This window comes from Psychroserpens burtonensis DSM 12212 (assembly GCF_000425305.1).
Taxonomy (GTDB): domain Bacteria; phylum Bacteroidota; class Bacteroidia; order Flavobacteriales; family Flavobacteriaceae; genus Psychroserpens; species Psychroserpens burtonensis.
Window position 1 is genome coordinate 1 of sequence record NZ_AUDE01000034.1, and the last position, 26,911, is coordinate 26,911.

The window sequence follows — 26,911 nt, forward strand, 5'->3', positions numbered from 1 at the left end:
CAATGTCATTAAGTTAAGGTTTTTTCAAACACCATCTCTCTGGTTTTTAGTTATTTTAGGTTTTGTGCGAGTTCGATATTTTCCTGAATTTCGTTCAAATTTCCGATTGGGTCGGATAGGTACTAAATTTGATTTAAACAATAATTTAAGCTCTTCTACAATATCTATTTCAGGTGACTGCTTATTTAAAAATAACGATACAACTCTATTTTTTAGTAGACCATATGACACATTAACATTTATCTTATAATCATATTTTTTAACTTGGTTGCTTTCTTTAATGTCATCTTCTAGTTCGCTAACAATAAGTGTTTGTACGTTGCTAACAAACAATGCTGCTTTAAAATCCTGAAGAATACTTTGGTTTGAATAACCTGAAAAATGTTCAATTCTTAATTTGTTTTTAAGCTCATCGTAAAAAGTCTCTACTCGCCACCGTTTAAAATATAGCTTTTTGAACTGATTTACTGGATATAGCTTACTATCCAATAACGAAGTCACTAAAATCTCAACTTGCCCTTTCCCTAATTCTACTCTTATGAGTCTTACTTTAATAGGTGTTTTTTTAGTGTATTTCTTATCAGAAAGATTTGCATTTTTACCAGGATACATTTCTGCTATAAGGGATTTTTTACCGCTCTTTTCAAAATCTTTGATAAGATTACTAAAACTAAGCTTAACCCTCATTAGGTAATTTAATCCTCTATTGAGATGCTGATCTATGAAATCATACGAAGGATAACCTCTGTCGTAAACTATCAAATCATTAGTATTACAACACTCAAGATGACTAAGTGCTAGATCTCTTTCTCCTCGCTTCAAAGCTGCTAAAGCACCATCAAGAACATAATTATTAAGAACATCATAAATAACAGAACATCTCGCTTGAATTATGATAGTTTCACTTTGGTTCTTTGTCTTGCCATAAATTGTTTTAAGTTCGTCAGTAATAGGTAACGTGATTCTAGAGCCATCTACAGCTAGCAACCTAAAACCCTTCCACAATTTTATTGCGGCATCATTATTTGCATAAAATTCACTTAATAATATTTGAGAAAGTTTATCGAACACTTCTGGTTTGATTTTCTTTCTTGCTTGTACAAAAGCACTCTTAGAAAACTTTAAGTTAGAACCCGTTTTAAAAAGGTTTGTAAAGTTCTCGATTTCTAGGAATAGACTTTTTCTCAGAAAGTTCATCATAAATAATAAAAGTAAAGGAAAACGCTGTTTTCTGTTTCTAGTAAAATGCTCTTTTGAAACTTTAAACTCAGTTTTTAATGCATCACTAAAAATCTCAGTTCTAATCTTTTCGAAGATAAAGTTAGCAGTTTTTTTTCATAGTTAAGTCATTGATTACTACTTAAATATACGCTTTTTATAGATAAAAAACAAGTGTAATTTACTGATTATCAATATTTTAATTACTTAACTTAATGACATTGGACGAGCGCTAGCTGGGTACAAAACCTAAAATAACTAAAAATCAAAGAGATGGAGTTTGAAAAAACCTTAACTTAATGACATTGGACGAGCGCTAGCGAGGGAAACTAGTACACTCGATATAGTTAAAGAATTTATAAAATATTGGATGGGTTGGTGTTGGATAATAATATGGTAATTCACAAAATAATTTGGCTTTCTCAACACTTACCATAGTTACAGAGTACGGAAAAACCGCAATTTAAAAACGTTTTTCAACTCAAATTTAACATTTGTTTTAACAATTTTTTGAAAATTAAAATTCTGTTTTTATTAAACATAGTAAATAATCTCCCTCCCTAATTAAAAAGTATTTGATTAATAGCAAGACATCAAATATTAACTTAAATTATTTTATACACTTATGAGACATTATTTTAAAACTATCTTTTTTGTTTTAGGGCTTCTACTTATTCCTTTTGGCTGTGAAAAGGAACTTATCGATGACATGCAACCTATTCAGCAACAGTCTAAATCTAAAATTAGGCTAAATACTGGAAGCGATGTTTCAATTAGAGCCACTAATTTTTTAAAACAGAAAACTAGCAATGCTCTTAACGTCTCTTTTGTTAAAGGACGTTTAACACTTTCTTCTAACGATTTTATGTCTAGAGAAACATCAATGGGTACAATAGATACTAGTAAAGAAATTGTTGTGGAGAATGAGTACAATACAAAACATACTTTTGCGTTACAAAATACGCAATCATCTAATATATTAGTTAATGTGATTGTTGTAGAGACTCAAGATGTCATTTACGAATATTTTAAAGTATACCATTTTGAGGGTAAAATCCCTTATGATAAATATAAAACAATTGATTTAAGTCAATTTACTGGTAGAATAGAAACCTACAATAGTAATGATAATATTACAGGTCTTACAGTTTTAAATAATGGAATAACTACTGGTGCTGGGGGAGATAGTACCCCTTGCCCTGACGACGACGACGTTTGGGATGGATGGGATGATTTTTGGGAAAACTTTAATGATAATGATGGTTCTTCTGGAGGAGGAACTAATAATGATGGTTCTGCTAATAACAATGATTCTGATGATAGTAATTCTAATGATGGAGGAACTTCCACCTCAAGTGGAGGCGGTGATGCAGAAATTGAAAATGTAGATGGATGTGATATTTACTACGTAGATTCTGATGGCGATAGATGGGAAACAGATGAATGGTCACCATCTGACGGAACAGAATCTTGTTGTATGTACTTAATAGTAAATTGTGGTTCTGGTAATTATTCATCTACAATGGCTAGAAACGCAGAGGATGAAGATCCATGCGCGGATGGTCCTGTGGCTGTATTAGTTAATGTTGAAGCTTTAAAAGATGATATTGAAGAATGTTTAGGAACTGAATATGATAGTGCTTGGTTTGATGATAATTCTAATTATTATAATACTATTGATATTCATGCCTATTTGAATGAGAATTGTACAAATGAATCTAAAAATTTTGTTGATCCTGCTAAAGATGCTTTAGATGAAGGAGGTGAGGTTGATTTTGATATGGAAATTATTTACACTATAAATAAACCTTGTCAAAAAGAAATAGTAAAAAACATTATGAATTTGACGTCAGATTTAACGGACATAATTAATGATACTTTTGATACTAGTGATAAAGCAAATGTCAAATTTTGGAATGGAGATATTGCTACTGGAGATCCTGCACAAACTAGTACATCTTATGAAGGTGATCCTGAAAATTTTATTATAAAGATAAAGTTTGATAATGCTTAGTTAGATACAGCAACTGATTTGTCAATTGTTGCAAATACAATGCATGAATTAGTTCATGCATATTTGTTGAATTTGTATTTAAAAGACGAGTTGGTTTCTACAAGCTCAGATTACGAAGATTTATTGAATGCTTTTATTACATTTTATGATAATATGGTGCAAGATACGTTCAACACACTTGATAATGAATGGCATAATGCTATGAATGATTTTGTAGATAAAATAGGAGAGACAATTTACGCATATGCGCAAGAGAATAATATTGAAAATGTAGATCTTGAGTATTGTAAAAATTTAGCTTGGGGAACTATGCATGGTAATGAAATATTATCTGAAAGTGAACAAGATAATGCAGAAAATATAATAATAACAGAACAAAATAATACAGAATATGCTCCATCATACCTAGTTAAAGGAACTCCTTGTGAATAAATTAATCGTAATATTTATTTTAGGATGCCTAGTGTTTTCTTGTAAAACAAACACTATTATAAATAATAAGTCAAACGGTTACTTGATCATAAATAAAATAGTTACGCAAACTAAAAAACAATTTTTAAATAGAACCTTAACGTTAGACTCTCTCAATGATAATGAATATGTAATTTCAATAATAAAAGAGCTAGAAAAGTATCAGAAGATTAATGATTCGTATAAGTTGGATAGCTTAAAACATAGTCTAGGTATTATTAAAGGAGATTCTATTTTAAACTTGATTTTTAATAAAGAAGAATATGAATATTTAATTTCTCAAAAAGAGAATTCTCCATGGGATTTAAATTTAATTGATAAATTAGATATCAATGAAAATAATGAAGATATTAAACAAGTACTTCATATAGGAAAACCCATTTATACTAAAAACAATGACTTTGCGTTAGTATATTTTTATAAATCTACAAGATTAGGTATTTCAATCTATATAAAAAAAAAGAGGATTGGATAGAGCATCAATTAATCGCACCACTTATTATTCAGCCAAAAGCAAAAGCATTTAATTATAAATGAACTTAAATTTATTTTTGCTATCATAAAACCTCTTTCCTAAACAGGTAAAGAGGTTTTTATAATGTTTCTGAAGTAATACTAAATTCCTGTTTAAAAAATTATATGATAGAAAACAGTACAATATGCGATTAAGTAATTTATATGTCTTAATAATCTTTTATATTCTCATAGGATGTAAAAGTCAAGAAAACGAGACTAAATATTACCCAACCCAAAGCCTCAATGATGAAATAATAAAGTTAGACCTTAACACAACATCTCTTGATTTTAGAGAAATTAAGGCTTTAGTCTCTAGGTCTATTCTAGCAGATAGAAGCGTATTAGTTGAGATAAAGGATGGTCGTATTTTAAAGAAAATATACCCAAGAATATATACTGAAATGTTACAAAGAAATTTGCTGACCATAACATCAGATTCTATTTTGATAGATAAAGGTTATCCTATTTCTGAATTGAAGTGGATTTTAATAAGACATTATACAAATAATGGTAAGGAACTTCGTTACCCGAAATCTTATGATAGAGCTTATGTAGGGATTTCACTTGAATTAAATGAAACAGGAGAAGATCTCAAAAAATCACTTTTAAATTTAACTTCCGTTTTTGATGAAGTTAATTTAGAAGTAAAAGATTCATTAGAGTTACATATTTATTTTGATACTTTTAGACATGCTCCTCCACCTCCAACAAAGCCTAAAAGCTAAATAGTAAAAACCTCTTTTTAAACAAGAAAAGAGGTTTTTAAATTATAATAGTTCCGAAGCAACCCTAAAAATTCTCATTAAAGAGATTCAATCGTTTCAGCCAAGCGGTTTTTCGTTCTAGGAAGAAAACATCTAAGAATAGGAAGAACAGTCCAAACCCTAAAAACCACTGGAATTGGTCTTTGAAATCTGCAAATTCTTTGGCTTCAAATTCGGTTTTATCCATCTTGTTGAGAATGTCTTTGATCTCTTTGATGACGTCTGCTGTATTGTTACCATTAATATAAGCACCATTGGCTTCTTCTGCGATATCTATAAGCGTCTCCTCGTTAAGTTTAGTGATCACGGTTTCACCTTGATTGTCTTTTTTGTAGTTGAGTAAAACGCCATTACGTTTAATTGGGATTCGACCACCTTTAATATCACCAACACCAATAGTAAAAATCCTGATGCCTTCATCACTCGCTTCTTCCGCCACATTACTAGCAACGTCACTGTGATCTTCTCCATCAGAAATAATGATCAACACACGATTGGTTTGCTCTTCGTTATCATAATAGGTTTTCGCTAATTCAATCGCTTCATTAATCGCTGTACCTTGAGAGGACAGCATATCTGTGTTCATGTTGTTTAGAAACATTTTTGCAGAAGCATAGTCTGTAGTAATTGGTAATTGTGGAAAGGCTTTCCCTGCATAGGCAATAATACCAACGCGATCACTTGTTAAGTTATTGATGATTTGTGTTACCAATTGTTTTGATTTCTCTAGTCGGTTTGGAGCCACATCCTCAGCCAACATACTTTTAGAAACATCAACAGCAAAAACGATATCAACACCTTGGCGTTTTACGGTTTCTAGCTTAGTACCAATTTTAGGATTGACTAAAGCGATAGCGAAACAGGCAACTGCCAAAGACAATACGACAATCTTTAAAATGGATTTAAACAACGATTGGTTTGGACTCAATCGCTTTAATAATTTAGGATTAGAAAAACGTTTTTGCGTTCTATATTTCCAAAACTGAAGTACAGCAAATAGTAGGATGATTACTGGAATTACCAGTAAAATCCAAAACCAAACTTTTTCTTCTAATTGAAAATCAAACATCTTTTATTGTTGTTGAGTTGTTCTTTGTTAAGGTGTTAAGGTGTTGAGTTGTTTACTCGTTCCCTTTATTGTTGTTCGTATGTTGTTGAGCTGGATTACTCTTTCCCAATAACTTACTCTGCTTTACTTTTTACTCTTGATTTACTCTTTCTAATTTAACCCTTCTTATTTCGCTTTGCTCAATCTGTCTACCCTTTATAAAAGGGCAGAGCCTTACTCCTGCGAACTACTGTTATGGAAGTCAAATCTCTTTTCGCTCTTGTTTCTTGTTTCTAAAAAAATTAGAGCTCAGTCATTTGGTCTTCTATCCTCTGTCTTCCGTCAAATAACCTCAAACTTGACTACACAAAACTCCTGAAAACAGTAAACCTCAGCAATATTTCAACAAATAAAAGGCCTAAAGCAATTAAAATCAACGGACGATATTTTTCATCATACGCTGTGTATTTAATTTCTTCAATTTCAGTCTTTTCGAGTTTATTTATTTCGTTATAAATATCTTTTAATTTCTTGTTATCGGTGGCTCTAAAATAGGTTCCGCCTGTGACATCTGCAATCTCGTTGAGAAGCTCTTCATCAATCTCTACTTTTACTCTTCGGTATTGAAAATTTCCGTCAGGTAAAATAGAATATGGAGATAATGCCATCCCATTTGTTCCTAAACCTATCGTGTAAACTTTAATACCGTATTCTACTGCGAGTTCACTAGCTATTTTTGGATCTATAAATCCAGAGTTATTAACGCCATCTGTCAGCAAAATAATAATTTTACTTTTAGCTTTACTATCTTTTAAACGATTAACTGACGTTGCCAATCCCATACCAATTGCAGTCCCACCCTCTATAATCGTATTATATTTTATATCTCTAAGCGAGCGCAACACAATACCTTTGTCACTCGTGATTGGTGTTTTAGTGTAGCTTTCTCCTGCGTATTCTACCAAACCAATTCTATCATTTGGTCGACCTAGTATAAACTCGGCAGCTACCTTTTTTAAAGCCTCTAAACGATTTGGCAATAAATCCTTTGCCAACATACTCGCAGAGACATCTATGGCCATAACGATATCAATTCCTTTAGTCGTTTTTGTTTTTGTAGTCTCATCAGACGTTCGTGGCCTGGCTAATGCCACAATAAGAAATGACAATGCTGCTAATCGCAATATAAATAATATTGGACGCAGTTTTGGGAGCAGAGAATTCCCAACTTTAAAGCCTTTAATACTCGACATTTTGAGTTCTGCAGTTTGTTGTTTTTGTTTAAAAAGATACCATAGAATTGCTAATGGTAGCAATAAGAACAACCAGAAAAACGCTGTATTTAAAAACTCTATCCCTTCAAACATTACTCTTCCAATTTTTTAAGTTCTATAGACTTAATAATACGGTCAATAGTTTGGTTGGTATAGTCGTTTTGACTATTCCAAACCAATGCGATTTGTTGTAGTACATTTTCAGCAGTGAAGGCTAAAATGACGTATTCACCGTCTCTAAAATGGCCTTCTTTATCTGCGGGGAATTGTGCTGTTCCGTAAGCTTTTAAACCTTCCGCAGCGTTTGGTGTTATAAATTGTTCTTGTTTTACAATGAGGTTTCTAGCACCATTATTTTCATAGGTTTTAAGATGGCCTTCAATAGCAAGTCTTAAATCAATTGTATTAGGCTCTCCATCTGCATTTTTACCAAGATCTTTGTATTTAGCAGTGCTCACCAAAATATTCATATCACTATCTAAGTCTCCATATGAAAATACCGTCATTTTCACTTGCGGTAGCGTATCTACAGCCTGTAAATCCATACGCTCCAAAACAACAGGAGTCGAAATCATAATTGGTGGCACACCATAATCACTGCGTACCCAATCGCCCTCTAATAGTTCTTTACTCTCTTCCCCAATAATCGTATCAACCACATATTTAAAGCCATATTTAACTCCAAAACCTATAAACGTCGCTATCACTATTAAAAGACTTGCAGCAACGGTAAGCCAAATCTTTTTACGCTTCTTTTTACGTTCTTGTTCGTCTCTGTATTTCTCGTTTAAAAGCTTCTCTTCTTCTGTTGGTTCTGGCAATGCCTCCTTAACCTGATCAATTTCTATATCAATCGTATTTCTATCTAATTTAGCGAGCTCGATGTCTGGTGCTGATTTTGCAAATTTCACCAAATCGGCACGTTTCAAAATCGTTTCAATATTTTTTATATCATCGTTACTCAACTCTATTTGATTGGCATCACGAAGCATATTTAAGCGAGCTACCAGCTCATCTGTTGTGCTCTCCAACGAACGATCGTACACTTTCTCATCAAGATATTTTCTAATAATAAAAGTTAGCTCTGAATAGTAATCCTTTAATTCTTCTTTCTGAAGGTAATCACTCTCATCTAATTTCTTTAAAGCCATTTTAGCTCTGTCATATGGTGGTAGTAATGCGATTTTTTCTTCTTCGGAAAGTGGCTTTTTTCGCCAAATGAACCAATACAACACAAAACCAATGAATGACAAAGCCAATAAACCAATACCAACATACAACCACCATTTGCTCGTCGCTTTCTCAACCGCAATCATTGGTTTGATATCAAAAAGCTTTTGTTTTGTAGTATCTACAGCGATGGTTTGAACTTCAACACGCAACGAATCTGTAAAAAATATGTTATCTCCTACAAATATTTTTTGCTTCGGAATTGTATAAGCACCAGAATCAAACTGCGTTAATGCATATTCTTTTATAAGCTGAAATTTGTTGTTGTTTTTAGTCGTATCAATCTTAAAAGACTCTATCATCTCCAGAGGCAGAAACGTTTGACCTTCTGGAAAAACAACTAGATCTGTAGAATCTGCTTCTACTTGTACCTGGAACATAATTTGTTCACCAATTCTAATTTTAGTAGTATCAATTGATGACGTGACTTGGGCGAAAGAAGCGAAAGCACATAGAAAAAAAAGCATCAATAAAAAGACCGAAGACGAAAGACGGAAGCCTACTACACTTTTTTTAAAACCTTTTATATTTAAATTAATTTTATTCATTTTAAACTAGGTTTAGACTGGGCTCAACCTGACATTTTGCTGTTTTTATATTATCTTCTTTTAAAATAGCCTAGTAATTTTTTCACGTAACCCTCGTCCACACGACAATCAATTGTCCCAGCACCAGATTTTGTAAAGGTCTCTTTAAAAAAGCCTACTTTTTCATTGTAATACTTACTATAATTGGTTCTCACCTGTTTTGATGCCGTATTAACCAGTACCAATTCTCCAGATTCTTCATCCTGCATTTGTACCATCCCAAGGTTAGGAATTTCTTCTTCACGCTTGTCATAAACTCTAATTCCTGTAATATCATGACGACCTGCGGCAATTTTTAAATTTTGCTTGTAATCATCCTCAGTTATAAAGTCACTTAATAGAAAAACAATGGTTTTCTTTTTCATCACATTAGACAAAAACTTAAGAGCTTCAGAAATATCTGTGAGTTTACTTTTTGGCTTAAACTCAATGAGTTCTCTAATAATTCGCAGTACATGAGAACGTCCTTTTTTTGGAGGGATATACAATTCAATCGCATCTGAAAATAAGATGAGACCTATTTTATCATTGTTCTGTGTTGCAGAAAAGGCCAATGTTGCAGAAATTTCGGTAACGATTTCATTTTTAAACTGTTCATCTGTTCCAAACAACTCAGAACCCGAAATATCAACCATGAGCATCATGGTTAATTCGCGTTCTTCTTCAAAAACTTTAATGTATGGTTCATTATAACGTGCGGTAACATTCCAATCAATGTTACGAACATCATCACCAAATTGATACTGGCGAACTTCAGAAAAAGTCATACCACGGCCTTTGAATGTCGAGTGGTATTCGCCTCCAAATATATGATCAGACAACCGTCGTGTCTTAATCTCAATTTTTCGTACTTTTTTTAAGAGTTCTTTAGTATCCATTGTCTTGTTCTGTCATTCCGCACTTGATGCGGAATCTATCAAATTAAATCTGTTCTAAAAATTAAAGAGATTCCGCATCAAGTGCGGAATGACAATTCTATGGTACTTCGATTTCGTTTACAATCTTATTAATAATATCTTCAGAAGTTATGTTTTCTGCTTCTGCTTCATAAGTGATCCCAATTCTGTGTCGCAACACATCATGAACTACTGCACGAACATCTTCGGGAATCACATAACCACGACGCTTTATAAATGCGTAACATTTTGCAGCGGTAGCTAAATTAATACTTCCACGAGGCGATGCTCCAAAAGAAATCAATGGTTTCAAATCTGCTAATCTATATTGTTCTGGATACCGTGTCGCAAAAATAATATCAAGAATGTATTTTTCGATTTTCTCATCCATGTACACTTCTCTCGCAACCTCTTGCGCTCTTAAAATTTGAGCAATAGAGACCACAGGGTTTACTTTTTCCCAAGACCCTTTAAGATTTGCTCGCATAATGAGTTGCTCTTCGTCTTTCTTAGGGTAATCAATAACCGTTTTTAACATAAAACGGTCAATTTGTGCTTCTGGTAATGGATATGTTCCTTCTTGTTCTATTGGGTTTTGAGTTGCCATTACTAAAAATGGCTTGTCTAAAATATAAGTTTCATCACCAATGGTCACTTGTTTTTCTTGCATGGCTTCCAATAAAGCAGATTGCACTTTTGCTGGCGCTCTGTTAATCTCATCTGCCAAAACAAAATTTGCAAAGATTGGTCCTTTCTTTATAGAGAAATCATTAATCTTCATATTGTAGATGAGTGTACCGACGACATCGGCAGGTAATAAATCTGGCGTAAATTGTATTCTACTAAAGCTTCCATCAACAGCTTGGGCAAGTGTATTAATGGCTAAGGTTTTTGCTAATCCAGGAACACCTTCAAGTAAAATATGCCCTCTACCAAGAAGCCCAATAAGTAAACGCTCAACCATGTGTCTTTGACCAACGATGACTTTATTCATTTCCATCATTAATAAATCAACAAAAGCACTTTCTCTTTCTATTTTCTCATTGATGCTTTTAATGTCAATTGTACCTGTTTCTTCCATTATATATAGGTTTTAAACGCTGTGATTAACTCCATTTAATTTAGTTACGCAAATTGTTGAATTTTTTGCTGAAATGCTGTTAAGAATTGGTTAAAAGTTAAAGGCAACACGATTTGTGTTGCCTTTAACTTTTTTATATTGGTTAAAACGACTAAAAATCTATTACTAAAACAGATTAAAAAGTCTCATTTCTGTTGACATTTTTGGGTTTAGGTTTGCAGAACCTTCCGATGACATTTGAATAGATTCATCTGTATCAAATACTAACACAAAATCATATACCTTATTAGAAACCAATTGTTTTCCTACAATATTTATTGAAGCATTGTCAGACTCTGGTGCAATATCTAAAACATATTCTAAGCCATTTTTCGTAACCGTATTATTATCTCCAAATACTAATTTAATGTTGTAAATGAACTGTGAAGGTATTTCTTCAAAATCAACCAATGTAACAACAGTATCCTCTGTGATTTTTGTTAAATCATGAATACCAGTGTTCACCGTATTTAAACTCACCCATGCATTGGGATTTGATTCGTCTTCTAAAACACGCAGTTGTACATCTATTATTTCTAAATTTGCTTTACTAAAAGCACTAGGAGTTCCTTGTAACTTAACGGTTACTAACGTACTATTTTCAAATGTTTCTGTTTCTAATTCATTAGAACAGCTGGTCATTAAAAATAAAGTTAATACACCAATAACAAGGATTTTAAAATTACGTGAGGTTTTCATAATATGGGGACATTAGATAAATCTTAAACAATGATATTTCATTATTATAGATTTGACTATTTTTATACATGAATTGCATAAAAACCATTATAAACTGAAAAAAAAGTGAAATATTCCCGATTAATTGCAGGGACTATGACTTGGGGAGTTTGGGGAAAACAACTCCATAAAAACCAATTTATAGACCTAATACAACATTGTATTGAACAAAACATTACCACATTTGATCATGCTGATATTTATGGCAGCTATACTACAGAAGCTGATTTTGGTCTCGCTTTCGCTGAAAGTGGCATTCAACGAGACCATATTCAACTCATTAGCAAGTGTGGCATACAACTCCTAAGTAACAATAGACCTAATATTGTTAAACATTACGACTATAGCAAAGGATATATCATACAATCTGCAGAAGACTCTTTAAAACATTTAAAGACCAACTACCTCGATGTACTATTGTTGCATAGACCAAGTCCATTAATGAAGCCAGATGAGATTGCAGAAGCCGTTTCAAACTTAAAAAAAAGAGGTTTAATTAAAGATTTTGGTGTTTCTAACTTCACGCCTTCTCAAGTAGAATTAGTATCAAAAACTATTGATGTTTCTATTAATCAAATAGAATTTTCGCTTACACAACATACAGCAATGCACAATGGGTCTTTGGATCACATGGGGAACAAAAACATCACACCAATGGCTTGGTCACCTTTAGGCCATGTGTTTAGAGAAGATACCGAGCAAACACAACGCATACATAAACAACTGGATGAGTTGCTAGACAAGTATAACGTCACTAAAGACCAATTACTTTTAGCCTGGATTTTAAAACATCCTTCAGGTATTCATCCAGTAATTGGCACCACAACAAAACAGCGAATTTCTAATGTTGCAAAAGCGATACATATTGACTTAGAATTAGAAGATTGGTTTAAACTATTAGAGGCTTGTCAAGGTTATGAAGTGCCTTGAAATAGTTGGCAGTAAACAGTATTCAGTTAGCCGTGTTTACTCGAGTAAATAAAACAGTATTCAGTCGCAGTCTCCATAGAAGTATTCAATATCTTACTATTGTGAATTACATAAGCATATAGACCGATTAGATTGAATAAATAACAGATAATTAATTAATAAGATTCCTATATACTCAGGAATGATAGAAATATGAACAAAACAGCATTAATAACAGGAGCAACAAGTGGAATTGGTAGAGCAACAGCTCACGAATTTGCAAAACATGGGATTAATTTAATCCTCTGTGGAAGACGTCAAGATCGTTTAGACACCATCCAAAAAGAATTAAGCAAACAAACAAATGTACATATACTCAACTTTGATGTGCGTGATAAAAAAGCAATTTTTGAAGCCATTGAGTCGCTACCCAAAGATTTCAAAACCATAGATATCCTAGTTAATAACGCTGGAAATGCGCATGGAATGGACCCAATACAAACCGGAAACATGGACGATTGGGATGCTATGATGGATATCAACGTTAAGGGATTGCTTTATGTGAGCAAAGCCATTATACCTCAAATGACCGAACGTAAAAGTGGTCATATAATCAACATTGGCTCATCTGCAGGAAAAGAAGTGTATGCAAAAGGAAATGTGTATTGCGGAAGCAAACATGCCGTTTTAGCAATAACCGAAGGAATGCGAATTGATTTAAATCCATTCGGAATAAAAGTAACTGCCATAAATCCTGGTCTCGTAGAAACCGAATTTTCTCAAGTACGATTTAAAGGCGACCCAGTTGCAGATAATGTTTACAAAGGTTTCAAAGCCTTACAAGCTGAAGATATTGCCGAAGTCATCCAATTCGCTATTTCAAGACCGGCTCATGTGAATATTGCAGATGTACTTATGTTTTGCACAGCACAAGCTAATTCTACAATTGTAAATAAAAAATTATGATTAATTGGATTAACAAGATGGGATTAATCCAATGTCAAAATATTGAAAAATAAACGAGTAACTCATAAGATAAAATGAGCATATTAAGAGCGCTATCACCCAAAGTAATGATTAATAACCAACAACATTTGGCCCTTAAAAAACAGTAACTATAAACCCATGAAACAATTAATATCTTGTGTTTTTTGTCTTTCTCTATTGATGACCTCATGTCCCTCAATGTCTCAAAAAACTGAGGACGACCGTTTTATTATTCATAAAGTAGATTTAAATACCTAGACTCTAAAATTTTATCATCAAAATGACATGGGTATTAACTTCGGAAATTTTAAAACAAGAGCTTTTACATGAAAATCAGGAACTTGTATTTACTATGAATGGCGGCATGTACCTTAAAGATGGATCTCCTCAAGGCTTATATAACAAGAAAACAAATAGACACCACAAAAGAAGCCTATGGGAACTTCTATTTACAACCCAACGGGATATTCTATATAACTAATGATCATCAAGGTATTGTAGTCAAAACAACAGATTTTAATAACAGCCCAAGTATCAGTTATGCAACTCAATCTGGACCAATGCTAGTGATTAACGGTAATCTTCATCCTGTTTTTGTAAAAAATTCTAAAAATTTACACATTAGAAATGGCATTGGCATTCTACCAAATGGTACGCTTTTATTTGCCATGTCTAAAAACCCTATTACTTTATATGATTTTGCAACATTCTTTAAAAATCGTAGTTGCAAAAATACTTTATATCTCGACGGATTTGCATCTAGAACTTACCTTCCGAAGAAAAAATGGAAGCAAGAAGATGGTGATTTTGGAATAATTATAGCAGAAACTAAAACGATGAATTAAATAGAGAAATTCCTATTTTTACGTGAAATAAACTAAATAGATGTCCGCTTTCGCGGAAAGTAAACATGATTAATAAACGACTTCTTATCAAAAACCTACTCGCTCATAATGATGAGAATAGTTTTTATGATAAAAAACGAAAAGTTGATATTACTCATAAAGAAGGTAAAGCCAAATTTTTAAAACATGTTTGTGCTCTTTCAAATAGCAACCCTAAAAACAACTCTTTTATCGTTATTGGCGTTGAAGACGAAGACAATCAAATTATTGGTGTTAACTTTTTTGATGATAGTAAAATTCAAAACCTCATCAATGCTTATCTCACCAATCCGCCAATTGTGCAGTATGAGAATATACCGTTTCCTCATTTGCCAGAGAATAAAGTAGTTGGCTTAGTTACCATTAGACCTATTGACAAAATAACTTCATTAAGAAAAAATATATGGAAATATTATGGCGGCTCTGTGTTTTTAAGAGATGGAAGTATAAGTATGCCAAAAGTATTTAATGTTGAAATTGAAGATGTAAATTCCAAAATCGTAGCAGCAATAGAATCTCATTCTCAAAACAACATTGAATACACACTTGACGGTGTATTTGATTTCATGAATATGCGCAAAGATTATAATCCGCAATACAAAGTCTTTAAAGAGTATTTTGTATTATGCTGGTCTGGTCAAAAGAAATTAGTAAAAAATAACGTATTTTTCTCTAGAGTGGATATCGAGTTAATTAACGAGCAAGTACGCTTATTCTTTTCAACTTTTGATGAAGTATCAATCTCCTTCAATGAAAATACATTTAAAATCATTGAGTACGTCAATCTAGGACTACGAAATCAAAACAAACATTATAAACTGGAAGAAACGATTATTCACTTTGAAGATAACGCACATTATAATATTGAAACAAACTTACTATTTGAGCCTCCACAATTTGATAAAAAAATATTACACCATATATATAACGCCAACAATGCTTTATTAGAAAAATTAAAAAAGGGATTAAATCTCAATAAAAACGAAATAATAGATTTAGAAAACTTACCAGCAACATACTTAATATGTTATCTCAACTTATTTCATGATGCCATTGACAAACTAAACGAGGCAAAACCATATTTAAAAACTCATAGCACACTCGCCTACCAATCTTACCAAGAGGCGACTCGAATTTTGCGCAAAATCAAGTACAGTTAATCGAAGTATTTTGCAAAGATTATCGCTTAGACCTTTTTATTTGCTAGTTGCAGTAATTATTCTTGAGCTTCTAAAAATTTTAAGAGATTTGCTTTGCTATTAATCAATTACATACAACCTTATTTCTAAATCGACTTGTCGAAAAGGAAATAAGGTTTTTGTTTTTTAATAACAGTACAACAATCTTCTTACCCATTCTTCCTATTACAATTTTCATCCATTTTTCATAAAATGAAACAGTAACAACCCTTAATAAGAACTATAATTACCATTCATACCGTTTTTTTCGCTAGTTGTAGTAATTATTCTACAACTATTGAAATTTTTACGATTTTTGAAGTGCTATTAATCAATTACATATAACCTTATTTCTATATCGCCTTGTCGATTATGAAATGAGGTTTTTGTTTTGTAAGATGTTACAATAGTCTTTACACCTGCTATATCTCTTAGGTAATTTTCATAGGTTTTTCATAAAATAAGACGACAACAACAACAACAACAACAACAACAACAACAACAACCAATTTCAACTAAAAGCACCATTCGTACAGTTTTTTTAACCACTTATAGTTTTTTTTGAATAGTAACTGAATTTTTTACGATTTTAGCAGTGCTATTAATCAATTACAAATTACCTTATTTCAAAAACGACTTGTCGATTATGAAATAAGGTTTTTTATTTTAGAGGGTTAAACAAAGTCATTTTTTCTCGAAGAAGCTCCTGAGACACTCCCAAACGCTGTATCCATTTAATGTTATAGGTTTTAATTTTTTCTTTAAATTTCTTACGGAGTATTTGAATTTTGGATGTGTTTAAATTCGGAAACGTCAACTAATAAAGGTGTTATTGCTTTTGAAGATTCAAATAAGTAATTCACAACTTCTTATTTGTCCAAACTCCCAAAACGTCTTAAATCGGTTGGTTTTGCACCAAAACTAACTCTCCAATATAAGTGTTGAATCTCTTTCGTTGTCATAACTTTTGGACTTAAGACCATAAGGATGGTTTAATCTGAAAATCAAAAAACCGTTCCTGTTATAGAAACGGTTTTTAGAAAATTTTATTGGAAATAATATTTTCCCAATTAAAATAGCGATATAAAATCTTTCCCTATGAAAGAAAACTTGAGGCCGATTCCTATTTGACTAAAGGCTCCTTTTCTAAAAGTGTCCTCCAATGCCGTTGGCACATTAATTCTTGTTTTGTCAACACGAAAGGCGTAATCTAGGTAGATCATGAATTCACGTGAAATTTCATATGTCAAATAAACACCATAACTATTTAATAGTGCTGTATCAATTTGATAGACGTTGTCTGATTTTTGATTTTTATATCTCGCTTCTCCAAAAACAGATGCGGTAAGACCTACTCTAAAATTTTCGGTAGGGATAAATTCGTAGCCCAAAAATAAAAATTGCTCTGCAATTCTCGTTTTTTTGTAATCTCCTACAACTGAAGGGTCTTTTACATCAAAATAACTTGCACCTAAAGAGCCTCCAACAAAAAACTGTTTGTATACATATATTTGAACTTTGAAATTCAAACCACCATTTCCCTCTAAACCATTCCCAATAAAATTATCGCCAGTTGGGATTGGATTATGGTAACCTATTGAATACGCAACATTGCGTTGTTTAGAATCGGTGATGGAAACATCGCTCTCTATAGCTTCTTTTAGTCCTTCATTATTTTGTGCATTTAGACCAAAAGCAAATGCTATAAATAAGCATAAAACTGTCTTTTTAATAACTAAATGTAAACTCATAATTATCTTGATCTATAGTAAAAGTTTGGGTAATTGGATCTTGCTCATTTATAGAATAGGTAAAGTCTACAACCGTAGCGTAAGGCGAACTAAAACGTCCTGCTATATCTGGCCTGTTGTCATTTAGTGTTCTATTTAGTGTTCGGTTTTGGTAACAGTAACTTAAACCAGAATCTACGACACCTTCAACATAATACTCTAAACAAGCAGTATCTCTAAAGTTGAAAATATACTGAAACGTATTACCCTCAACGCTTGTTCTAGTAAAATTATAATCAATAGTGGCAACTCTATCTAAGGTTAACGTTTCCAAATCAAAAGTTAGATTTTCTGGCACATAATCAACAGTACTCGTTGTATATGAATAATTTGTGTAGTTATTCTCATTGAATACTACAATAGAAAAATCTTCATCCCTATCAAATAGAGAAGTCACTTCAAAAGTACCGTCTTGATTACTATAATTTCGACCAAGTAAATAATCGTCTGTTCCTAAAGGTCCTGGCGCATTAATATACCCTCCAGATGAACGTCTTGTGTAAACACTTATTTGAGCGTCGCTTATTGGCTCACCAGTATCACTAATTATCATACCTTTTACTTGTACCCTAACATCTGGCGCGAATCTCACTTCGCAGCTTAAAATAAGCAAAGGGATAAGGATCAAAAAGAAATGTGGATGTCGTTTCATTGTGAATGGGTTGGTTTATACTATAGATGCCTAAAATATAAAAAGGTTGCGTCAATTTGTAAAAAAAAAGCCACATCAATTGATGTGGCTTTTTTTCTATTATTTAAAGTATGCTATAAATCGAACTTGATCCCTTGTGCTAAAGGCAACTCATCAGAATAATTGATTGTATTTGTTTGTCTGCGCATATAGACCTTCCAAGCATCAGAACCAGACTCACGTCCTCCACCTGTTTCTTTTTCCCCTCCAAAAGCGCCACCAATTTCGGCTCCAGAAGTTCCTATATTAACGTTTGCAATTCCACAATCTGAACCGGCATAAGATAAAAATTTCTCTGCCTCTTTCAATTCGTTGGTCATAATCGCAGAAGATAATCCCTGTGCAACTCCATTTTGTTTTACAATAGCATTCTCTACCTCTCCAGAATATTTTATTAAATATAAAATCGGAGCAAATGTTTCATGTTGTACAATTTTAAAATGATTTTCTGCTTCAATAATAGCTGGTTTAACATAGCAACCACTTTCGAAACCTTTCCCTTCTAAAACACCACCATCTACTAATACATTTCCACCTTCAGCTTTCGCTTTTTCAATAGCAGCTAAATATGTATTTACAGAGTCTTTATCAATTAATGGTCCAATATGATTCTTTTCATCTAAAGGATTTCCAATGGTTAATTGACCATAAGCACCAACAATAGCATCTCTTACTTTATCATAAACAGATTCATGAATAATCAATCGTCTTGTAGACGTACAACGCTGTCCACAAGTTCCAACAGCACCAAACACAGCACCAGGAACCACAACTTTTAAGTCTGCAGTTGGTGTGATGATAATCGCATTATTACCTCCTAATTCTAATAAAGATTTCCCAAAACGCTCTGCAACAGTTGTACCAACTATTCTTCCCATTCTTGTTGAACCAGTCGCAGAAATTAAAGGAACTCTATGATCTGTTGTCATCATTTCACCTACTTTGTGATCTCCATTAATAATACAAGAAATCCCTTCAGGTAAATTATTTTCTTTTAAAATTTCTGCAATAATATTTTGACAAGCTATTGTACATAAAGGTGCTTTTTCAGAACCTTTCCAAACACATACATCACCACAAATCCATGCTAAAGATGTATTCCAAGCCCAAACCGCTACTGGAAAGTTGAATGCAGAAATAATCCCAACAGGTCCAATTGGATGCCATTGCTCTCTCATTACGTGTCCGGGACGTTCAGATGGCATTGTTTGTCCGTTTAATTGTCTTGATAATCCAACAGCAAAATCACAGATATCAATCATCTCTTGAACTTCACCATAACCTTCTTGCAACGATTTACCCATCTCATAAGACACCAATTTTCCTAATGGCTCTTTTAAATCTCTTAATTTGTTACTAAACTGACGAACAATATCTCCACGTTGTGGCGCTGGTACATCTCTCCATGATTGATATGCAGTTGTTGCTGCGTCCATAACCTTGTCGTAATCTGCTCGTGTTGTCGTCTTTACTTTTCCAATTAATTGTCCATCAACAGGAGAGTAAGATTCTATAATTTCTCCTGTAGAAAAATTATTTGAACCGGTAGATGTTCCGTTATTAATATCCTTTACACCTAATTGCTGTAAAGCGTCTTTAATTCCAAAATCGGTAGCAATTGCTTCCATATATGCTTAAATTTTATGATTTATTAAATTATCATGCGAAGTTACTAATAAATTATCGTTTTTTCTTAATGCACCTTAACGAATACTGTAACTTCAAAGCACTTAAAAACTATACGTTATCAATAAATACAACCTCTCATTTACCTTGTTGTTAGCTCTATGTTTTAGCTCTGACGAGCTTGACAAAAATGCTAATGAGACAGCAAAAGTTAGCGCGTTGGAAATTTCCGAAGAAAAACAAGAATCAAAATCAGAATCCCCCATTATTATTCATGGTAGTGCAGTTACGGTTCTTAAAAAGAATATGGCTTTAAAAAATGAGGAGACTTATAACGTAACGCGGGAAGAAACTATTACAGTTGGTCGTCCTATTTCAAAAATGGCAATAGAAGAAAGAGAATTGATGTTTATGTCACAGAAGCTAACAGTCCTAAAACGAATTCTATCTCATTTGCAACGAATACTATTTTATCAAGAACACCTAACATAAACACATCACCAAAACTCTGTTTTTAGTATAAATTTAGAGTATCCAACTATCAAATTGATGGTTAGAGTTTTACCATAAAAACCAATTAACACCTCTATTAGCCATGAAACTAAAACATCTTTCCATCATTATTTTCTGTTTAGTAATTTTATTTTCCTGTAAAAAGAAAGATGCTATTACACAAGAAACGGATAACTTATTCAAATATAGAGACTATATAAGTTACACCTCATCTGGATTACAATCTGTCGCAGAGCCTATAAAAATAAACCTTGCCAATGCCATTGAAGGTTGGGAACAAGGACAGGAATTAAAAGGAGAACTCGTCAGTCTTTCACCTCATACAGATGGAAAATTAGTCGTTTTAAATACCCATACTATCATATTCACGCCAGACGAACATCTTGATCCAGCTACTGAATACAAGGTTAAAGTTAAATTAGACCAGATTTATAAAAACATGCCTAAAAACTATGAGGACTATGTCTTTCAGTTTAAAACAATAACTCCAAATTTCAGTATCAATACCAATGCTTTACAATCGTATAGTAAACAGTGGCAATATCTAGAAGCTGTCATTAAATCGGCAGATATAATTTCAATAGAAGCCGCAAAAACACTTGTTGAAGCCGCTCAAAACGGAAAGAAATTAAAATTAGAATTTGATGAAATCAATGTCTCTGCAAAACAATTCGAATTTAGAATTGACAGTATTAATCGTTTGGTTGACGATTCTGAAATACTCATAAAATGGAATGGCACATCTATAAAAGCAGAAAATAAAGGCAAAAATACAATTCAAATTCCTGGAATAAATAATTTTAAAATTATCAACGTTGAACCTTATAAAACGCCTGAACAATTTTTATATATCAACTTTTCTGACCCAATCAAAAACCAGCAAAATTTTGACGGATTAGTCACTATTCAAGGTGTAAAACAACCTAAGTTCGTGGTTATTGGCAACGTCTTAAAAGTCTATCCAGACACTAAATTGGTTGGTAATATTCAAGTTGATGTGTTTCAAGGCATTAAAAATGAAGAGGGTTATAAGTTGAAGCAGCCATTTTCAGAAGCGATATCATTTGAAGAAATAAAACCTATGGTTCGCCTCATTAGTAATGGGACGATTCTACCAAGTTCTAAGGATCTTAAATTCAATTTTGAGGCAGTTAATTTAAGTACTGTTGATGTTAGAGTGATTAAAATTTTTGAGGATAACGTTTTGCAATTTTTACAAGACAACCCTTTAAATGGCAATGACCAAAATGAAATCAAACGCGTTGGTCGTCGTATTGCTAAACAAACGATCCAACTGCAATCTGCAGCAGAAAACTCAGGAAAATGGAAAGCATACAGCATCGATTTATCTCAACTTTTCAAAGCAGATGCAGGCGCAATTTATCGTATAGAAATGGACTACAACAAAAACTATTCTTTATATGACTGCGAAGCCAACCCAAGCAGTGCTCTAAACGAAGATGATGAATACGACGATTATTACCACGAAGACGATTACTATTATGAAGAAAATTATGCTGAAACATCTATTGAAGATGAAGATTTAAAAGAGGAAGACTATTGGGATAATCGTAATTATAGATACCGAAACTACAACTATAATTGGAGGCAACGAGATAATCCTTGCAACGATGCCTACTACAGTGATAATCGTATTGTCGCACAAAATTTAATTGCCTCTAACTTAGGTGTGATTGCTAAACAAGGTGCGAACAATACCTATTATTTTGCGGTTACAAATATCCTCAATACTGACCCTGAGGATAATGCGACAATTAAATTATTCAACTTTCAGCAACAAGAAATTGGATCTATTTCTACAAATAATGAAGGTTTAGCCATTTATAAAGCTAATAAATATGTGTCTTTTGCCATTGTGACCAAAGGCAATAACACAAGTTATATGAGGCTTACCGACGGAAATTCTCTATCTCTAAGTAAGTTTGATGTTTCAGGAAATAAATTGCAACGCGGCCTAAAAGGCTACATCTACGGAGAACGTGGTGTTTGGAGACCAGGAGATTCTTTGTTTTTAACGTTTATGCTCAATGATAAAGCTAATGAGCTTCCAGAAGGTCATCCTGTAAAGATGGAAGTTACAGATCCTAACGGAAAACTAGTTTACAAAAACGTAACCTCAGATAATGTGAATAACTTCTTCAAGTTTGTTGTACCAACCTCTCAAGAAGGAAAAACCGGAAACTACAATGCAAAAATATCTGTTGGTGGTGCGCAATTTTACAAGGCTCTCAAAGTTGAAACTGTAAAACCTAACCGTCTAAAAATAAAAGTTGATTTTGAAAACGAAATCCTTTCTAGCAAAGACCCTCTTGACGGAACGCTCGATGTAAAATGGTTACACGGTGCTCCTGCAAAAAACATTAAAGCAGAGGTTAAAGCAAAATTTAGTGCTTCATACACAAATTTTAAGAACTATAAAGGCTACATATTTAATGATCCTACACGACAATTTAACACAGAAGAACTCAATGTTTTTGAAGGCAATCTGGATGCAGACGGAAAGGCAATCATTAGCACAAAACTGGATATTGGTAAAAATGCACCAGGAATGCTCAACGCTCAATTTTTAGTAAGAGCTTTTGAAAATGGAGGTGATTTTTCTCTTGATGCCTTTACAAAAAGCTTTTCTCCTTTTGAGTCTTATGTTGGTTTAAAGTCACCAGAAGGTAACTACTACGGTTCCTATTTCACAGACACCAATCAAATATTTGACCTAGCGGTTGTGGATAAAGATGGAGCACCTGTAAAACGAGATAATCTAGAAATTAAAGTCTATAAAGTAGAATGGCGTTGGTGGTGGAACTCTTCTTACGACAACCTATCAAACTATGTCTCTAGTAGTTACCACAGACCAATTTTAAACCAAAAAGCATCTACAGGAGCAAACGGAAAAACAACGTTCACACTTAATATCCCTGAAAACGATAGAGGACGTTACCTGATTAGAATTTATGATCCTATAAGTGGTCATGCTACTGGACGTACTGCTTATTTCTACAAAAACTGGTCTGGCATGTCAACAGGTAACGATAAGGAAGCCGCTAAAATGTTGGTTTTTGCTAGTGACAAGGATAACTATAATGTTGGTGAAACTGCAAAAATAAAATTCCCCTCTGGTAGTGAAGGTCGTGCATTGGTCAGTATAGAAAACGGATCTGATGTGATTGATTACAAATGGGTAAAAACCAAAAAAGGTGAAACAACGGTTGATATTCCAATTACTTCAGAAATGGCACCAAATATATTTGTCAACATCTCTTTATTACAACCTCATGCGATTACAAGTAATGACTTACCAATTAGATTGTATGGTGTGATTCCTATTTTGGTTGAAGACCCTAAAACAATTCTCGAACCCGAATTAGAAATGGCAAGCGCTTTACGTCCAGAACAAGAATTTGAGATTTTCATTTCAGAAAAAAGTAATAAAGCAATGACGTACACAATTGCTATGGTTGAGGAAGGATTGCTAGATCTAACACGATTTAAAACACCTAACGCATGGACTGAGTTCTACTCTCGTGAAGCGCTTGCTGTAAAAACTTGGGATATTTTTGATGACGTTATAGGAGCGTATTCTGGAAGTATCGATCAAGTATTCGCTATTGGTGGTGATGGTAGTGCTGCCAAAGGAAAAAATAAAAAGGCAAATCGTTTTAAACCTATAGTGACCTATTTAGGCCCTTTTGAATTAAAAGCAGGGCAACGCAAAGCACATCAACTTAAGTTGCCAAATTATATTGGAGCCGTGCGTACTATGGTTATTGCGGGAAATAACGAAACCGAAGCTTATGGAAGCACAGAGAAATCTGTAGAAGTTAAAAAACCTTTAATGGTGTTGGCGACGCTTCCAAGGAAATTAAGTCGAGGAGAAAAAGTAACACTTCCAGTAACTGTATTTGCTATGGAAGCTAAAGTAAAAAACGTGACTTTAAGCTTAAAGTTAAGTGATGGAATATCAGTAGTTGGTGGTGCTACTCAAAAACTAGAATTTTCGAAGCCTGATGAAAAAATGGCATTTTTTGAGCTCGATGTTTCAAAAGCAAAAGGCATTAATACTGTAGAAGTGATTGCCACTGGAAATGGCGAAAAATCAACTTATAAAGTAGAACTTGATGTTACGAATCCAAACCCGATAACTTCAAAATATGAGACTGGGAAACTGGAGGCAAATGCTTCGGAAATAGTAGGATTTTCAACTTTTGGCGTTACCGGAACCAATACCGCCATTGTAGAGTTTTCAACGCTTCCGCCAATGGATTTCTCTAAGCGACTTCAGTATTTGATTCGCTATCCTCATGGATGTGTTGAACAAACCACGTCTGGCGTATTTCCGCAGTTATATTTAAGTGACATCTTTGATTTGAAGTATGAGAAGAAACAAGAAATCCAGTCCAATATTGAAAACGGAATCAAGCGTTTGGGTAATTTCCAAAGACCAAATGGAGGATTAAGCTATTGGATTGGAGAAAACACTGCCAATGATTGGGGAACGAGTTACGGAGGCCATTTTATGATTGAAGCCGAAAAGAAAGGCTTCGTATTACCACTCACATTTAAAAGTAATTGGTTGCGCTACCAAAAGCAGGAAGCGAGAGATTGGAGACCTAGCTATAGAAACTATAATTCAGATTTAGCTCAGGCTTATAGATTATACACATTAGCATTAGCTGGAAGTGCCGATCTAGCATCGATGAACAGGTTGCGAGAATTTAGCGAAATTTCTAATGAAGCAAAATGGCGATTAGCTGCTGCTTATGCATTAGCTGGACAAAAGGAAGCGAGTGAGACATTGGCTAATAGAGCCAATATAAGTTTCAAACCTCAAAAGTATAATTACTATACTTATGGATCTGTAGATAGAAATAGAGCTATGGCTTTAGAAACAATGATCATTACTAAAAACCCAAAAGCGCGCAATCTTGCAGAACAAATAGCCAAAGATTTATCAAATAATCAATGGATGAGCACGCAAACAACAGCATATAGTTTATTAGTAATGGCAAAACTTGTTGAGGCTAATGGAGGAAAAGACATGAATTTGAGTTATACTTTTAATGGTACAACTGAAACGATAACCACCAAGAGTGCTATCGCACAAAGAGAACTTTTGGTTAGCGATGGCTCAAATACTCTAAAACTCGAAAACAGTATTGGTAATTTAGTGTATGTGAGGGTTTTAAATTCTGGTCAATTACCGTTAGGTCAGGAATTAGTTGAGCAACGTGGACTGGGAGTATCTGTCATTTATCAAGACCTTAAGGGTAATCGTATAGATGTCAAAAAATTACAACAAGGACAAGATATCATAGCAAGAATAACAGTTAGTAATAAAGATGACAATCGACTGTATAATGTCGCATTAACACAGATTTTTCCTTCAGGTTGGGAAATTGTCAATACGCGCTTCACAGATTTTGGCGATACCACAGCGAGCCAAGCACGTTATACAGATATACGTGATGATCGTGTGAATTTCTATTTCGACATAGGAGGAAGCGGGAATAATGACGGAGAAAAAGTATTCACAGTAATGCTCAACGCAGCTTACTTAGGAACATACTATCTCCCAGGAACGCAAGCAGAAGCGATGTATGATAATGATTTCTTTGTGAGAAATAAAGGGCGTTGGATTGCCGTTGTGAAGTAACAAGAACAAAATAAATCCTTCCCTTTTTTCAAGGGAAGGTGGATACAAACTCCGTAAAGAGTTTAAAGACGGAAGGATAAAACCATAAAAAAAAGTATCGCACTATTATTATAGAAACCCTATTATGTAATTGTTTTTATATCCACACATACTAAAAACAGTAAAGGTTATGCCAAAACAGCTAATCAAATGGAAATCTTAGCCTAACAACAAGGTGAGTTTTTAGAGATTAAAAGCGCAAAAGAAGAGGTTGAAATTACCGTAAATTCTAGGAAACGTTTAGAAGCTATCAAAAAGTGGAAACATCAAACCGATCATTTAATAGCACAACAGAAAGAACAAGAGGTTTGGTATAATTGGTATAAGGTGAGAATTTGTAAAGTGGAGCGTGAGTATGAGTTTAGTTCTTAACTTCCTATTTTATCTTTTCAGGGTAAAATGGGCTTTAAATTCTTTACGGTCGCCTGTAATAGGCTCATTGTACTCTACTGCAAACCAGTAGTCGCTTGTTGGGAGTTGGTTACCGTTGTAGGTACCATTCCAGCCTGCTCCTGTTGGACTGAGTTGCTTGAGTAATTTTCCGTATCTGTCAAATATATAAATTTTTGCGTTTGGTTGACTATTTATTGCACTAATGTTCCATGTGTCATTATAACCGTCGCCATTTGGTGTGAAGAATTTTGGATAGTCCATGACAATAACGGTATCACTCCCTTCTCCGCATCCATTCTTGTCTCTCGCAGTGACAACATGTTCGCCTAGAGATACGTCTACAAAAGTCCCCTG

21 protein-coding genes are annotated in these 26,911 nt (G+C 33.6%); 10 read left to right on the forward strand and 11 right to left on the reverse strand.

The genetic code is table 11. The features are described from left to right. Window positions 1-24 precede the first annotated feature (24 nt). Entirely contained in the window at window positions 25-1,317 is a 1,293-nt protein-coding gene (locus tag H593_RS0114110; RefSeq protein ID WP_147232235.1) for an IS4 family transposase, read from the reverse strand. A 526-nt stretch (window positions 1,318-1,843) separates the two neighbouring features. On the opposite strand from H593_RS0114110, the gene H593_RS0114115 reads away from it, so the two are divergent. The 4 genes from H593_RS0114115 (at window position 1,844) to H593_RS0114130 (ending at window position 4,944) form a co-directional block, all read left to right on the forward strand. Beyond that, window positions 1,844-3,232, forward strand: coding sequence for a hypothetical protein (locus tag H593_RS0114115; protein ID WP_028873031.1), 1,389 nt, complete (start codon window positions 1,844-1,846; stop codon window positions 3,230-3,232). Window positions 3,233-3,271: 39 nt separating this feature from the next. Further along, window positions 3,272-3,664 (forward strand): hypothetical protein, encoded by a 393-nt coding sequence (locus H593_RS0114120; protein WP_028873032.1) that lies wholly within the window; start codon window positions 3,272-3,274, stop codon window positions 3,662-3,664. Beyond that, window positions 3,657-4,178: a hypothetical protein gene (locus tag H593_RS0114125; RefSeq protein ID WP_147232219.1), complete on the forward strand. Its 522-nt coding sequence runs from the start codon at window positions 3,657-3,659 to the stop codon at window positions 4,176-4,178. Before H593_RS0114120 ends, H593_RS0114125 begins: the two co-directional genes overlap by 8 nt. Window positions 4,179-4,362: 184 nt before the next feature. Then, window positions 4,363-4,944, forward strand: a complete 582-nt coding sequence (locus tag H593_RS0114130) for a hypothetical protein (protein WP_051229753.1) — start codon at window positions 4,363-4,365, stop codon at window positions 4,942-4,944. A 64-nt stretch (window positions 4,945-5,008) separates the two neighbouring features. Here H593_RS0114130 and H593_RS0114135 read toward each other — a convergent pair whose 3' ends face one another. From H593_RS0114135 to H593_RS0114160, 6 genes are all read right to left on the reverse strand, one after another. Then, a complete protein-coding gene (locus H593_RS0114135; RefSeq protein WP_028873035.1) occupies window positions 5,009-6,052 on the reverse strand; it encodes a vWA domain-containing protein in 1,044 nt (347 codons plus the stop codon). Window positions 6,053-6,393: 341 nt separating this feature from the next. After that, window positions 6,394-7,398 carry a vWA domain-containing protein gene (locus H593_RS0114140; protein ID WP_028873036.1) on the reverse strand — a complete coding sequence of 335 codons (1,005 nt, stop codon included), beginning with the start codon at window positions 7,396-7,398 and terminating at the stop codon, window positions 6,394-6,396. Next, window positions 7,398-9,083 carry a hypothetical protein gene (locus H593_RS0114145; RefSeq protein ID WP_084142337.1) on the reverse strand — a complete coding sequence of 562 codons (1,686 nt, stop codon included), beginning with the start codon at window positions 9,081-9,083 and terminating at the stop codon, window positions 7,398-7,400. Before H593_RS0114145 ends, H593_RS0114140 begins: the two co-directional genes overlap by 1 nt. A 50-nt stretch (window positions 9,084-9,133) precedes the next feature. Beyond that, window positions 9,134-10,000 carry a DUF58 domain-containing protein gene (locus H593_RS0114150; protein ID WP_028873038.1) on the reverse strand — a complete coding sequence of 289 codons (867 nt, stop codon included), beginning with the start codon at window positions 9,998-10,000 and terminating at the stop codon, window positions 9,134-9,136. Between the two features lie 97 nt (window positions 10,001-10,097). Next, window positions 10,098-11,099 (reverse strand): AAA family ATPase, encoded by a 1,002-nt coding sequence (locus H593_RS0114155; RefSeq protein WP_028873039.1) that lies wholly within the window; start codon window positions 11,097-11,099, stop codon window positions 10,098-10,100. 165 nt (window positions 11,100-11,264) lie between these two features. Continuing rightward, on the reverse strand, window positions 11,265-11,837 hold the full coding sequence (locus H593_RS0114160; protein WP_028873040.1) for a DUF4382 domain-containing protein: 573 nt from the start codon (window positions 11,835-11,837) through the stop codon (window positions 11,265-11,267). Between the two features lie 105 nt (window positions 11,838-11,942). On the opposite strand from H593_RS0114160, the gene H593_RS0114165 reads away from it, so the two are divergent. The 4 genes from H593_RS0114165 (at window position 11,943) to H593_RS0114180 (ending at window position 15,816) form a co-directional block, all read left to right on the forward strand. Continuing rightward, window positions 11,943-12,806, forward strand: coding sequence for an aldo/keto reductase (locus tag H593_RS0114165; protein WP_028873041.1), 864 nt, complete (start codon window positions 11,943-11,945; stop codon window positions 12,804-12,806). A gap of 192 nt (window positions 12,807-12,998) precedes the next feature. Next, on the forward strand, window positions 12,999-13,751 hold the full coding sequence (locus H593_RS0114170; RefSeq protein WP_028873042.1) for an SDR family NAD(P)-dependent oxidoreductase: 753 nt from the start codon (window positions 12,999-13,001) through the stop codon (window positions 13,749-13,751). Window positions 13,752-14,149: 398 nt separating this feature from the next. Then, a complete protein-coding gene (locus H593_RS19340; protein WP_245585060.1) occupies window positions 14,150-14,617 on the forward strand; it encodes a phosphodiester glycosidase family protein in 468 nt (155 codons plus the stop codon). 65 nt (window positions 14,618-14,682) lie between these two features. Beyond that, window positions 14,683-15,816, forward strand: coding sequence for an ATP-binding protein (locus tag H593_RS0114180; protein ID WP_028873043.1), 1,134 nt, complete (start codon window positions 14,683-14,685; stop codon window positions 15,814-15,816). A gap of 1,088 nt (window positions 15,817-16,904) precedes the next feature. Here H593_RS0114180 and H593_RS0114190 read toward each other — a convergent pair. The 3 genes from H593_RS0114190 to amaB form a co-directional block, all read right to left on the reverse strand. Further along, a complete protein-coding gene (locus H593_RS0114190; RefSeq protein ID WP_028873044.1) occupies window positions 16,905-17,585 on the reverse strand; it encodes a hypothetical protein in 681 nt (226 codons plus the stop codon). Beyond that, a complete protein-coding gene (locus H593_RS0114195; RefSeq protein ID WP_147232111.1) occupies window positions 17,563-18,276 on the reverse strand; it encodes a hypothetical protein in 714 nt (237 codons plus the stop codon). Before H593_RS0114195 ends, H593_RS0114190 begins: the two co-directional genes overlap by 23 nt. A gap of 113 nt (window positions 18,277-18,389) precedes the next feature. Further along, window positions 18,390-19,943, reverse strand: coding sequence for an L-piperidine-6-carboxylate dehydrogenase (gene amaB / locus H593_RS0114200; protein WP_028873046.1), 1,554 nt, complete (start codon window positions 19,941-19,943; stop codon window positions 18,390-18,392). A gap of 145 nt (window positions 19,944-20,088) precedes the next feature. On the opposite strand from amaB, the gene H593_RS0114205 reads away from it, so the two are divergent. Further along, a complete protein-coding gene (locus tag H593_RS0114205; RefSeq protein WP_157588866.1) occupies window positions 20,089-20,433 on the forward strand; it encodes a hypothetical protein in 345 nt (114 codons plus the stop codon). A gap of 103 nt (window positions 20,434-20,536) precedes the next feature. Then, window positions 20,537-26,125 carry an alpha-2-macroglobulin family protein gene (locus H593_RS0114210; RefSeq protein ID WP_028873048.1) on the forward strand — a complete coding sequence of 1,863 codons (5,589 nt, stop codon included), beginning with the start codon at window positions 20,537-20,539 and terminating at the stop codon, window positions 26,123-26,125. Between the two features lie 420 nt (window positions 26,126-26,545). Here the strand turns inward: H593_RS0114210 and H593_RS19345 are convergent. Then, window positions 26,546-26,911, reverse strand: a 366-nt coding sequence (locus tag H593_RS19345; protein WP_037052477.1) for a T9SS type B sorting domain-containing protein, incomplete at its 5' end; no start/stop codon positions are given.

Bases quoted from the DNA above. Each gene is read 5' to 3' on its own strand.
- H593_RS0114115 (WP_028873031.1), top strand. From the start codon at position 1,844: ATGAGACATTATTTTAAAACTATCTTTTTTGTTTTAGGGCTTCTACTT.
- H593_RS0114120 (WP_028873032.1), top strand. From the start codon at position 3,272: ATGCATGAATTAGTTCATGCATATTTGTTGAATTTGTATTTAAAAGAC.
- H593_RS0114130 (WP_051229753.1), top strand. From the start codon at position 4,363: ATGCGATTAAGTAATTTATATGTCTTAATAATCTTTTATATTCTCATA.
- H593_RS0114135 (WP_028873035.1), bottom strand. From the start codon at position 6,052: ATGTTTGATTTTCAATTAGAAGAAAAAGTTTGGTTTTGGATTTTACTG.
- H593_RS0114140 (WP_028873036.1), bottom strand. From the start codon at position 7,398: ATGTTTGAAGGGATAGAGTTTTTAAATACAGCGTTTTTCTGGTTGTTC.
- H593_RS0114145 (WP_084142337.1), bottom strand. From the start codon at position 9,083: ATGAATAAAATTAATTTAAATATAAAAGGTTTTAAAAAAAGTGTAGTA.
- H593_RS0114150 (WP_028873038.1), bottom strand. From the start codon at position 10,000: ATGGATACTAAAGAACTCTTAAAAAAAGTACGAAAAATTGAGATTAAG.
- H593_RS0114155 (WP_028873039.1), bottom strand. From the start codon at position 11,099: ATGGAAGAAACAGGTACAATTGACATTAAAAGCATCAATGAGAAAATA.
- H593_RS0114160 (WP_028873040.1), bottom strand. From the start codon at position 11,837: ATGAAAACCTCACGTAATTTTAAAATCCTTGTTATTGGTGTATTAACT.
- H593_RS0114170 (WP_028873042.1), top strand. From the start codon at position 12,999: ATGAACAAAACAGCATTAATAACAGGAGCAACAAGTGGAATTGGTAGA.
- H593_RS19340 (WP_245585060.1), top strand. From the start codon at position 14,150: ATGGATCTCCTCAAGGCTTATATAACAAGAAAACAAATAGACACCACA.
- H593_RS0114180 (WP_028873043.1), top strand. From the start codon at position 14,683: ATGATTAATAAACGACTTCTTATCAAAAACCTACTCGCTCATAATGAT.
- H593_RS0114190 (WP_028873044.1), bottom strand. From the start codon at position 17,585: ATGAGTTTACATTTAGTTATTAAAAAGACAGTTTTATGCTTATTTATA.
- H593_RS0114195 (WP_147232111.1), bottom strand. From the start codon at position 18,276: ATGAAACGACATCCACATTTCTTTTTGATCCTTATCCCTTTGCTTATT.
- amaB (WP_028873046.1), bottom strand. From the start codon at position 19,943: ATGGAAGCAATTGCTACCGATTTTGGAATTAAAGACGCTTTACAGCAA.
- H593_RS0114210 (WP_028873048.1), top strand. From the start codon at position 20,537: ATGAAACTAAAACATCTTTCCATCATTATTTTCTGTTTAGTAATTTTA.